This is a genomic window from Actinoplanes couchii, from assembly GCF_016862075.1.
GTDB classification, from domain to species: domain Bacteria; phylum Actinomycetota; class Actinomycetes; order Mycobacteriales; family Micromonosporaceae; genus Actinoplanes; species Actinoplanes couchii.
The window spans coordinates 110442-120842 of record NZ_BOMG01000105.1; the positions used below are offsets into that span (position 1 = coordinate 110442).

Sequence of the window (10401 nt, forward strand, 5' to 3'; positions counted from 1 at the left end):
AAGGGGATCGGAAGATGTTCACACGCTCGCGTAGTGTGCTGTCGCTCCGCTGGAGTCGACTGTTCGTCGGATCATTGGTCAGCGCGGTAGTCCTGTCCGGGCTGGCGGTGCCCGCGTCCGCAGCGGTGCCGTCGGCGCCGGTGGTACAGCCGCCGAAGCCTCCGGTCGAGAAACTCGACAAGGACGGCGGGCCGGTCACCACCCGGGCCTGGACTCAGAAGAAGGTCCGCGACACACCAACGGCCACACCGGTCTGGCCGAAAGCCTCCACCGCTACCGTCGATCTGACTGTTGCCGGCCAGGCCGGTCTTCGATCGGCGGACGCCGGTAGGCGTGCCAAGGCCGGCGACCTGCCTGTCTGGGTTGCCGACGCACCAGAAGCCTCCGGTGGCTCCCAGCTGTCACGACTGAACGTGCGAGTTGTCGATCGCGCGACGGTCCCGGCGGCTATCCGTGACGGGATGCTGCTGCAGGTCACCGCACCGCAAGGCGCCGCGACCGGTAAGGCACGACTTTCCGTCGATTACCGCGGATTCCAGGACGCCTACGGCGCGGACTGGGCCTCTCGGCTCAAACTGTGGCAGATGCCGTCGTGTGCGCTGCGCAACCCGGAGTCGGCTTCCTGCCGCTCGATGCCCCTGGCTTCCACCGTCGATGCGAACGCGGGCACCGTCTCGGCCACAGTCGCCGTCGACTCGGCGGGAGACGCAACGTCCTCCGCCGCCGCGGCCTCCGGGTCGTTCGTGGCGTTGGCTGCGAGCCCGTCAGGTGATAGCGGCGACTTCAGCGCCACCAGCCTGGCACCGTCGGCATCGTGGTCGGCCGGCGGCAACTCCGGTGAGTTCTCCTGGAACTATCCAATGCGCGTCCCGCCGGCTACCGGCCTGACCCCGAACGTTGCTCTGGCCTACTCGTCAGCCTCCGTCGACGGACGCTCGGAGGTGACCAACAATCAGCCGTCCTGGATCGGTGAGGGCTTCGACTACACACCCGGTTACATCGAACGCCGCTACGTTCCCTGCTACCAGGACTCTGAAGAGAAGACCAAGCCCAACAGCACGAAGTCCAGCGGTGACCTGTGCTGGCGATCGGACAATGCCGTCGTCAGCCTCGGGGGCAGCAGCAGCGAACTGATCTACCAGGCCGGCAAAGGCTGGCACTACCGGGAGGAAAACGGCTCCAAGGTCGAGAAACTGACCGGAGCCGCGAACGGCGACACCGGTACCGCCGGTATCGACGGGGTGGGGGAACACTGGCGGATCACCACGACCGATGGCACCCAGTACTACTTCGGCCTGGATGACCTGCCTGGCCAGACGGCGCCCACGAACTCGACGCTGACCGTTCCGGTGTTCGGCAACCACAAGGGCGAGCCCTGCCATCAGGACGAGTTCATGTCGTCGGACTGTGTGCAGGCTTACCGGTGGAACCTGGACTATGTAGTCAGTGTGCGCGGTAACTCTTTGTCGTACTGGTACGACAAGGAGACCAACAAGTACGCGCAGAACGCTAAGGAATCCTCGGTCGTCACGTACGACCGGGCCGGCTACCTGAAGCGGATCGACTACGGCACCTACGACCGGACCGCCGCCGACCACGGCGTCACCGAACGCAACACGACACCCTATGCCCAGGTGGAGTTCACCCCCGATATCCGCTGCTTCACCAGCTGCGGAACCGCGTCCGAACCGACCACGAAGAACTGGAAGGACACCCCCTGGGACCAGGAGTGCAAAGCCTCCGCGACCAGCTGCCCGGACCAGTTCTCCCCGACGTTCTGGACCACCAAGCGCCTCAAGACGGTCACCACCCGCGTGTGGGACACGACTGTGACACCGGCGGGCTGGCAGAACGTCGACTCCTGGACGCTGACTCACACCTTCTCGGCGACCGCGGACAGCACCCATACCGGCCTCTGGCTCGAGAAGATCGACCACGCTGGTCACGTCGGCGGGACGGTCAACCTGCCGCCGGTGACATTCGAGGCCGAGTCGCTACCCAACCGGGTGCTGACCGACAACACCTCTACCTATAGCTGGCTGCGGATCTCCAGCATCGTCACCGAGACCGGTGCCCGGATCAAGGTCGACTACTCGCCGGTGGACTGCACCGAGGCGATCATCGCGACCCTGAAAGCACACACCAACACCCGCCGCTGCTACCCGGTCAAGGTGCCCAGCAACGCCGATCCCGGCGGTGACGTCATGGTCGAGGAGTGGTGGCACAAGTACGTCGTCACCCACGTCGCCGAAGACGACCTTCAGACTTCCAACGATCACCCGGCTCCGTCCAAGCACACCCGCTACGAATATGTTGATGCCCCGGCATGGCGATACGCCGAAGATGATGGTCTGGTACCCGCCAACCGCAAGACCTGGAGCCAATGGCGCGGATACGCCGAGGTCCGGACCACAACCGGCGACGAAGCCGACACTCGTACCCTCACGGTCACCAAGTTCCTGCGTGGTATGCACGGTGACCGGGCCACCCCGGCCGGGGGCACCCGTTCCGTCACCGTTCCTGCGTCGGTGGGTTCCGAGACCGTCAACGACCACGATCAGTTCGCCGGCATGATTCGCGAACAAGCCACCTTCAACGGCGTCGACACCAAACCGGTGTCCAAGACCGTGAACGTCCCCTGGCGATCCAACCCGCTCGCCAGCCGCATCATCACCGACGACAACGGCTATTCCGACACCGCCGAAGCACGCTACACCGACAATCAGGTCACCTACTCGGCGACCGCTCTCGGGGTAGACGGCAGCCGTGGCTGGCGTGTCTCCGCCACCCGTGCAGCGTTCGACCACACCTACGGAACCGTCGAGTGGACGCAGGACGACGGTGACATCGCCAAGACCGGTGACGAGACGTGTGCGACGCCCACCTACACCCGTAACGCGGACAAGAACCTGACTCAGATCGTTGCTCGGACCCTCACCACTGCGCTGGCGTGTGGTCAGGCTCCCACCAGCGGCGATCACGTCATTTCCGATGATCGGCTCTACTACGACGGCGCTACGTCCGTCGCCGCTGCACCCAAGTACGGTTCGGTGACCAAGGCCGAACAGCTCAAGGAGTGGGCACCGAGCACCGGCACCCAGTGGCAGACGACCGCGGAAGGCACTTACGACTCTGCCGGCCGGGTGAAGACCAGCACCGACATCAAGAAGAACATCACCACATCCACCTATACCCCTGCAGTGGGTGGCCCGCTCTCGAAGACCACCGCCAAAAATGCGCTCGCCTGGACGTCCGCCGTCGAGACCAACCCGTACTGGGGATCGGTCACTAAGACCACCGACGCCAACGGCAGGATTACCGCCGACGTGGACTACGACGCGCTTGGCCGCGTGGCACGCGTCTGGAAACTGGGCTGGACCAGAGCTGCCAACCCCACCAAACCCACCGTCCAGTACGAGTACAAACTCGCTGCGAACCGGGACGCCTACCCCTACGTCAAGACGCAGACGCTGAACGCAACCGCCAACTACGTCACGTTCTTTCAGATCTCGGACGGCATGCTCCGGCCGCGGCAGACCCAGGCGCTGTCACTCGGCGGTAGCGGCGACCGGGTGATCACCGACATCATCTATGACGAATTCGGCCGTACCGCCACCACGTACGGCGCGCATGCCGAACCAGGTGCGCCGTCCGGCATTCTCTGGTGGGAACCGGAGTGGTCGGTACCTTCTATCACCAGGACCGTGTACGACCGCGCGTCTCGGGCCACGGCGTCCATCTTCTACAGCGGCGACGGCATCACCAACCTGGTCGAGAAGTGGCGCACCACCACCGCCCACGAAGGCGACCTCACCAAGATCACCCCGCCGGATGGTGCTACCCCCACCACCACACTGACCGACATCCAGGGCCGGACCGTCGCACTGCGGCAACACACCACCACTGCCGGCGTCAACGGGGCCTACACACAGACCAGTTACGCCTTCAACCGCAAAGGTCAGCAGACCACGGTCACCGACTCGGACGACAACGAATGGGTCAACACCTACGACCTCAAAGGTCAGCTGACGAGCACCTCCGACCCAGACAAAGGCACCACCAACCACGCGTACAACGAATTCGGCGAGCTGGAAAGCACCAAAGACGCCCGTGGGGAGACCCTCTGGTATGTCTATGACACCATCGGCCGCAAGACGCAACTCCGCGACGACAGTAAAATCGGCCCGTTGCGCGCGACCTGGACCTACGACGCCCTCACCGACGGATCCACCGGCTTCCGTGGGCAACTCACCCAGAGCATCCGGTACGAGCCAGCCGGATCCGCGAACGCCTACCGCTGGCAGGTCAGCAACTTCAGCTCCCGCTACCAGCCCACCGCGGTCAACTACGTCATCCCCCTCGTCGAAACCGGCTTGAACAGCACTTATTCCTACGGATACGGCTACGCCGCCGCCACCGGCGAACCGACCACCGTCTCGCTTCCCGCTGGCGGCGGCCTGGTCACCGAACAGCTGACCACCACCTACAACGCCGATACCGGCATGCCCGAACGCCTGAACACCAGCCTCACCGGGTGGGCCGGCACTATGGCGAATGCCTACTACACCGCTTACGGCGAACGCTCCGGCTCCGTCTACCAGCTACCGGGCGCTGCCTTCGTCGGCGACAACGTCTACCGCGACGAAGGAACCCGGCGGATCACCCGCACCACCGTCGAACGTAAATCCGTCGTTGGCACCGTCTCGGACCGCAACTACGAATACGACAAGGCCGGCAACATCCTTTCCATCGAGGAAAAGCCCGCCGTCGGATCCGCCGACAAACAATGCTTCCGTACGGACGCCCTCGTTCGGCTAACCACCGCATGGACCCCGAAGACCACGACGGCATGCACCACCGACCCGGCACTGGACGCTCTAGCCGGTCCCGCCCCCTACTGGCAGGACTGGACCTTCACCGCCACTGGATCCCGCAAAACCGAGACCACCCACACCACGACCGGTAACACCGTCCGCGACTACACGATCCCGGAGGGGGGAAAGAACGTCGTCCGGCCGCATGCGGCCACCGTCATGGCCACCACCATCGGCGAAACCACCAGCATCACCGAGTACCGCTACGACAACAGCGGCAACATGATCTGCCGCCCCACCGTCGGTAGCACCACCAACACCTGCGCCACCGGCACCGGTAGCCAAACCCTCAACTGGGACGCCGAAGGCAAACTCGCCACCGTTGCCGACGGCACGAACACCATCGAAGCCAGCGTCTACGATGCCAACGGCGAACGCCTCATCCGCCGCGATGCCAACGGCACCACCCTCTACCTGCCAGGCCAGGAGATCCGCCGCGAAGGCGCCACCAACAGCGGAACCCGCTACTACAGCTTCGCCAGCACCACCTTCGCCTCCCGCACCGGTTCCTCCGACCTCACCAGCCTGACCTGGCTCTTCAACGACCACCAAGGCACCCAGCTACTCGCCATCAACGCCCACACCCAAGCTGTCACCTCCCGCCGCCAAACCCCCTACGGCGGTGAACGCGGAACCAACGCACTATGGCCCAACAAGAAGTCCTTCGTCGGCGGCGACCAGGACACCACCGGCCTGATCAACATCGGCGCCCGCCGCTACGACACCGTTCTCGGCCGGTTTATTTCCGTCGACCCGCTCATGGACTACGCCGACCCCCAACAGTGGAACGGCTATAACTACGCCAACAACAATCCCGTCACCCGTAGAGATCCGTCCGGAATGGGATCGCCGTGCGGCGGCGATGACGTTCCATGCACGGATGAGGCGATCCTGCACCCCAACAAAACCAGGAACAACGACGGTAGTAAGGGCCCCAAAGATGACGGTGGTGACAACCCCGGAGGTGGTGGTTCCGACAATAGCGACGACCTCGGTGACACTCCCGTCAACGTCACGGAAACCCAGAAGGAACAGTTTAAGGTCCGGCAATTCGAGGGTGATGTATACACGCTCGAAACCATTGCCGAATTTGCAGGTAAGAGCAATGACAACTGGTACATCGTCTGTGTCCAACTGCTGACCACCGGTACTGGCGCCGAGTGCAATGGACCCAATCCATTCGCGGCACCTAAATCCAAAAAAGAACAAGCTATGCAGGCTGCGGGAATCCTTGTCGCAGTCATCGCCCCGCTAGCTTGCGCAGCCTTCCCGTATGGTTGCGCCGCCCTTGCCGCGGATGCCGTGGCCGGCGAGGTAGCCCTTGCATCATCAGGCGCGCTCGTATCTGCGAGCGGGGTCAGCTTAATGTTCAGCCTTACGAAAGCATCAGGTCGAGTGGCCACAGTGGCCTGTAGCTTCTCCGGTGATACAGAAGTCCTGCTCGCGGACGGAAGCACTAAACCACTCAGCGAAGTAGAGGTCGGAGACGAAGTGCTCGCAACCGACCCGGAGACCGGAGAACAGGGTCCTCGAGGAATCGAAGCTGTATGGGTGCACAACGATGACCTATATGTGCTCACAATTGGCGGCGAACGTCTCGTAACAACCGAAGACCATCCGTTCTGGAATGAAACGGACCAGCAATGGCAGCCCGCTCAGCGGCTCGACCGGGGTGACCTGTTAAGGACTTCCGTCGGTACGGCGGTGGTCGACGGCTTCGAAGGGAAAATCCGCCGGTACGGTGCCGCGTACAACTTGACGGTGGCTGACCTCAATACCTACTACGTGCGCGCTGGTGACACCTCCGTCCTTGTTCACAACACGGGACCTTGTGGAATATTCAGTGGTCGACTCGACAATATCGCGACCCATATCACGGCTCGCGATCTCGACGCTGCAAAGCGGGAACTCGCTGGCGAGGTTGTCAAAAGAAAGGCCGACGGAACGCCGTGGGATCACGTGCATGAAGTTAGGGATGCCCAGCAGGGGTTGATTGATGTAATCAAACGAATTAAAGGCCGGTTGAGGCATCCGACACTTCCGGATGCGGAGCGGGCCTCGTTGAACGTCGACCTGTCCCGAGCCAGTAGAATGCTCGACTACACCGAGAAGTTTGTTCCAAGGTGATGAGGTGACTTAAATGGCTAACCAACTAAATCTGGATGAAGTCGTCCATCGGTCGAAAGAAGGAACTGTCTCTAAGGCGGAATTGGCTCGGGTTGCAGAAGCCTTGAAGGCTCCGGAAGGCGGCGATTTGTATCGCCTTCTTTACATCCTTCTTCGTACGGGCGCCAAGGAGTACGAAGATTTATTAGCCTCGTACATCGATTACTCTGCCGATTCCCAGAGTGCTGCTCTGGTTCTGGGTTCGCTGTGCACGCAATGGGGCCGATTTGATCGGTATCGGGATCGAGTGGTCGAGGCGCTGGCTGGAGTTCCCTGGGACTTCATGGACGACCTCAAGAGGTCGGCGATATCTGCGACAGGTGAGTACCTGATGGTGTCATCTGATCGGTCGTTGTTGGAGCGTCTGGTGGGCCATGCGGAATCGTACAGGGATGATCTGATCGGAAAATTTGCTGTCGAGGCGTTGGCCAGAGCCCTGGGTGAGCCAGCTTCTGTTGCCGTGTTCCCGCGAGATGAAACCGAAGGAGCATTGTGGGCCAACAAGATAATTGATAGAGCGAAGAAGCGGCTCACCAGGGAACGTGCCGCCCACTGACAGGGAAAGCCCGGGAATTGGAGGTGATGAGATGACAGCTAAATCGGTCGCAGTCAACGCTAGTGCATCGTGATTCTGTTGTCTTTACGTGACGTTGGTGCGATTGGCTGGCGGGGTGGAGTTGACGGCTGACCAGAGCGCTGAGCTGCGTACGTTGACGACCAGCACCGAGGTATCGGCGGCGGTCGGAACGCGGGCACGGATTGTGTTGTGGCATGCCGAGGGCCGGATGAAGAAGGACTTCGCCGGCTTGGCCGGGGTGTCCGGCCGACGGTGGATCTGTGGCTGAGGCGCTATGCCGCTGACGGCGCGGCGGGTTTGCTGGCGGCCAAGCCTGGTGGGCCTCGCGAGCAGGTCAGCGCGGATGTCCGGTTACGCGTGCTTGCACTGACTGGGACGACGCCGCCACCGGAGACCGGGTTATCGCACTGGTCGACCCGAACCATGGCTGACTACGTCACCCGCGCTACCGGCACGAGCGTCTCGCATCACTGGGTGGCGAACCTGTGGCGTGAACATGGCCTCAGACCGCAGAAGCAAAGCACGTTCAAGCTGTCCAAGGGCCCCGCGCTCGCCGACAAGGTCGCCGACATCGTCGGGCTGTATTTGGACCCGCCCGGCGGGGCAGTCGTGCTCAGCACGGTAGACCTCAGTGGGTGTTTGAGAGTGCTGTCGCACGGCGTGTCCCTGGCTTTGGCGGAGGTGGTCCGAAGCTGTTCGGGTGGAGCGTGAGCGTCGATATCCGTCGGACCTGACCGATGAGCAGTTTGCGCCGTGAGGCGCTGTTGATTCGAGTGGAGGTGCAAGACCTTCATCGCTGTCCCTGTCGCAGCAGGGCGGTGGAGCTGAGGGCAGCCTGATCCGGGTGGTGCCGGGGAGGGTGGGAGCAGCCCCACCGCGACCACTTCGGCGCACACCGTTGGTTGCCGGTCAGGTGCGGTGGTCGAGCCGTAGGCCGGCCTGGTGGCCGAGCAGGGCGGCCTCGGTGCGGTTGTCGCAGTCCAGTTTGACCAGCAGGCGGGAGACGTAGCCCTTGACCGTTGCCTCGGACAGGTGCAGGTGGCGGGCTATCTGCAGGTTGGACCAGCCGGCTCCGAGGCCGGCCAGCACCTGGCGTTCCCGGTCAGTGAGGGCGACGATCACGTCGTGGGTGTAGCGGCGGCCGGTGGTGCTGCCGATCAGCCGCTGTGATGCCGCGGGGGACAGGACCATGTGCCCGGCGGCGGCGACCCGGACCAGATCGACGAGGTCCTCCGGCGCGGTCGATTTCAGCAGGAATCCGGCCGCACCGGCGCGCAGGGCCCTCAGCACGTATTCGTCGAGGTCGAAGGTGGTGAGGGCGACCACCTTCGGCGGGGACGGCAACGCGGTCAGCTGTTCGATCGCGGTCAGCCCGTCGACGCCGGGCATCCGCAGGTCCATCAGGATCACGTCGGGCCGTAGCCGTACCGCGGCCGCTACCGCCTCGGCGCCGTCGTAGGCCTCACCGACGACGTCGAGTTCTCCGGTCGCGGACAGGATCGTCCGTAGGTGCGCGCACACCATGCGCTCGTCGTCGACGAGGAGCACCCGGATCATCGTGACACCGCCGTCGGCACGTACGCGGGTAGCGTCACGCGTACCGCGAACCCTCCGCCGGGCTCGTTCCCGGCGGACAGTGTTCCGCCGAGCACCTCGATCCGGTGCCGTAGACCGTCGAGTCCGCTGCCGCCGCCCGCCGCGGTGACCAGCAGGTCGGGCCAGTGTGGGGGCCGGGTGTTGCTGATGTCCAGCGACACCCGCTGCCCGCCGTACCGTACCGCCACGGTCGTCTCGGCGCCGGGCGCGTGTTTGTGCACGTTCGTCAGTGACTCCTGGACTACCCGGAACACCGTGCGGAGCACGGCCGGCGCCACCGGCTGCGGATCGCCCTGCTCGTCGAGGCGCACCGGCAGCCCGACCGCGCGGGACTGCTCGATCAGGGAGGCGAGTGTGGCCTCGGCCGGGCCCGCGGTACCGCGGTCGCCGCCGCGCAGCATGCCGACGAGGTCCCGCAGCTCGGCGAGGGCCTCACAGCCGGCCACCCGCAGTTGCTCGGCTGCCGCCCGGACCTGCGGATCGGTGCTGCTGACCCGCAACGCGCCCGCTTGCAGCACCATCAGGTTGATCCGGTGGGTGACCACGTCGTGCATCTCACCGGCGAGGCGGCTCCTCTCGTCGGCACGTGCCCGGTCGGCGATCGACACCAGCAGGCTGCGCCGGGCCCGGGCGTACATGCCCAGCAGCGCTGAACACAGGAACACCACGGGGGCGGTCACCGGATCCTGGATCGCCCAGGCCTGCGCGCCGACCAGGAACAGCGTGGTCAACGTCGCGATCACCGCCCACTGGCGCCATCGGCGGCCGCTGCCGTAGGCGGTGATCGCGAACGGGGCGAGCACCGCGGCCCAGGCCGGCACCAGGACACTGATCGCCGCGATCGCCAGCCCCATCCGGTACGGCGCCCGGCGCCGGATCAGCAACAGTGACGCCGCGGCCAGCTGCGCGGCGACGTATATCCACACCGGTGCCGTGAGGTGTTTGCCGGCGACCGGGCCGGTGAGCTCGAGAGTGATGCCGGCTGTTGCCGCCACCACGGCCAGAACCACGTCGACGATGACCTGCCGCCCTCTGCCGCGACCCATGTCGGCAGGCTAGCCGAGCGAGGGGGAACCGGCTCGCCGAGCGCGCGCTGACGCGACGAACTGATGGGCGCATGCGACGAAAGTAGGTGCCGTTCGCGACCATCCACTCTGTCGGTGTACGGGGCCGGCGGGTTGGGATGGG

At 64.4% G+C, this 10401-nt stretch carries 5 protein-coding genes; 3 read left to right on the forward strand and 2 right to left on the reverse strand.

All coding sequences use genetic code 11. The features are described from left to right. Positions 1-14 precede the first annotated feature (14 nt). The 3 genes from Aco03nite_RS43140 (at position 15) to Aco03nite_RS43150 (ending at position 8328) form a co-directional block, all read left to right on the forward strand. On the forward strand, positions 15-7001 hold the full coding sequence (locus Aco03nite_RS43140) for a polymorphic toxin type 28 domain-containing protein (protein WP_203807156.1): 6987 nt from the start codon (positions 15-17) through the stop codon (positions 6999-7001). Between the two features lie 13 nt (positions 7002-7014). Then, the gene (locus Aco03nite_RS43145; protein ID WP_203807158.1) at positions 7015-7596 is read left to right on the forward strand and encodes a hypothetical protein; all 582 of its coding nucleotides are present in this window, start codon (positions 7015-7017) and stop codon (positions 7594-7596) included. 273 nt (positions 7597-7869) lie between these two features. Further along, entirely contained in the window at positions 7870-8328 is a 459-nt protein-coding gene (locus Aco03nite_RS43150; RefSeq protein WP_239145912.1) for a helix-turn-helix domain-containing protein, read from the forward strand. A gap of 198 nt (positions 8329-8526) precedes the next feature. Here the strand turns inward: Aco03nite_RS43150 and Aco03nite_RS43155 are convergent, their stop codons facing one another. After that, entirely contained in the window at positions 8527-9174 is a 648-nt protein-coding gene (locus Aco03nite_RS43155) for a response regulator (protein WP_203807160.1), read from the reverse strand. Beyond that, positions 9171-10259 carry a sensor histidine kinase gene (locus tag Aco03nite_RS43160; protein ID WP_203807162.1) on the reverse strand — a complete coding sequence of 363 codons (1089 nt, stop codon included), beginning with the start codon at positions 10257-10259 and terminating at the stop codon, positions 9171-9173. The genes Aco03nite_RS43155 and Aco03nite_RS43160 overlap by 4 nt, the downstream gene beginning before the upstream one ends. Positions 10260-10401: the final 142 nt, after the last annotated feature.